Annotated in this window: 1 rRNA gene; it reads left to right on the top strand. The window is 56.7% G+C overall.

The features are described from left to right. Positions 1–1,828, top strand: a 23S ribosomal RNA gene (locus tag ACZ59A_RS44865); the annotation flags it as partial. Positions 1,829–1,849 lie beyond the last annotated feature (21 nt).

Consider the following 1,849-nt stretch of genomic DNA (forward strand, 5'->3'; position numbering starts at 1 on the left):
TGTGGTGGGTAGGGGAGCGTCGTGTGCCGGGTGAAGCAGCGCCGGAAGGTAGTTGTGGACGGTTCACGAGTGAGAATGCAGGCATGAGTAGCGATACACACGTGGGAAACGTGTGCGCCGATTGACTAAGGGTTCCTGGGTCAAGCTGATCTGCCCAGGGTAAGTCGGGACCTAAGGCGAGGCCGACAGGCGTAGTCGATGGACAACCGGTTGATATTCCGGTACCCGCTTTGAAGCGCCCAATATCGAATCCTCTGATGCTAAGGCCGTGAAGCCGCCCTGATCTCTTCGGAGTTGAGGGGAGTGGTGGAGCCGCTGATCCAAGGTGGTAGTAGGTAAGTGATGGGGTGACGCAGGAAGGTAGTCCAGCCCGGGCGGTGGTTGTCCCGGGGTAAGGGTGTAGGACGTCACGCAGGTAAATCCGTGTGGCATGTGTCTGAGACCTGATGCCGAGCCGATTGTGGTGAAGTGGATGATCCTATGCTGTCGAGAAAAGCCTCTAGCGAGTTTCATGGCGGCCCGTACCCTAAACCGACTCAGGTGGTCAGGTAGAGAATACCGAGGCGTTCGGGTGAACTATGGTTAAGGAACTCGGCAAAATGCCCCCGTAACTTCGGGAGAAGGGGGGCCATTGCTGGTGATGGGATTTACTCCTTGAGCTGGTGGTGGCCGCAGAGACCAGCGAGAAGCGACTGTTTACTAAAAACACAGGTCCGTGCGAAGCCGTAAGGCGATGTATACGGACTGACGCCTGCCCGGTGCTGGAACGTTAAGGGGACCGGTTAGCTCTGATTCGTCGGGGCGAAGCTGAGAACTTAAGCGCCAGTAAACGGCGGTGGTAACTATAACCATCCTAAGGTAGCGAAATTCCTTGTCGGGTAAGTTCCGACCTGCACGAATGGCGTAACGACTTCTCGACTGTCTCAACCATAGGCCCGGTGAAATTGCATTACGAGTAAAGATGCTCGTTTCGCGCAGCAGGACGGAAAGACCCCGGGACCTTTACTATAGCTTGATATTGGTGTTCGGTTCGGCTTGTGTAGGATAGGTGGGAGACTGTGAACTCTGGACGCCAGTTCAGGGGGAGTCATTGTTGAAATACCACTCTGGTCGTGCTGGATGTCTAACCTGGGTCCGTGATCCGGATCAGGGACAGTGTCTGGTGGGTAGTTTAACTGGGGCGGTTGCCTCCTAAAGAGTAACGGAGGCGCCCAAAGGTTCCCTCAGCCTGGTTGGCAATCAGGTGTTGAGTGTAAGTGCACAAGGGAGCTTGACTGTGAGACCGACGGGTCGAGCAGGGACGAAAGTCGGGACTAGTGATCCGGCGGTGGCTTGTGGAAGCGCCGTCGCTCAACGGATAAAAGGTACCCCGGGGATAACAGGCTGATCTTCCCCAAGAGTCCATATCGACGGGATGGTTTGGCACCTCGATGTCGGCTCGTCGCATCCTGGGGCTGGAGTCGGTCCCAAGGGTTGGGCTGTTCGCCCATTAAAGCGGTACGCGAGCTGGGTTTAGAACGTCGTGAGACAGTTCGGTCCCTATCCGCTGTGCGCGTAGGAGTCTTGAGAAGGGCTGTCCCTAGTACGAGAGGACCGGGACGGACGAACCTCTGGTGTGCCAGTTGTCCTGCCAAGGGCATGGCTGGTTGGCTACGTTCGGGAGGGATAACCGCTGAAAGCATCTAAGCGGGAAGCCTGCTTCGAGATGAGGGCTCCCACCCACTTGATGGGTTAAGGCTCCCAGTAGACGACTGGGTTGATAGGCCAGATATGGAAGCCGGGTGACCGGTGGAGTTGACTGGTACTAATAGGCCGAGGGCTTGTCCTCAGTTGCTCGCGTCCACTGTGT

Source organism: Streptomyces sp. NPDC040405, from assembly GCF_055595765.1.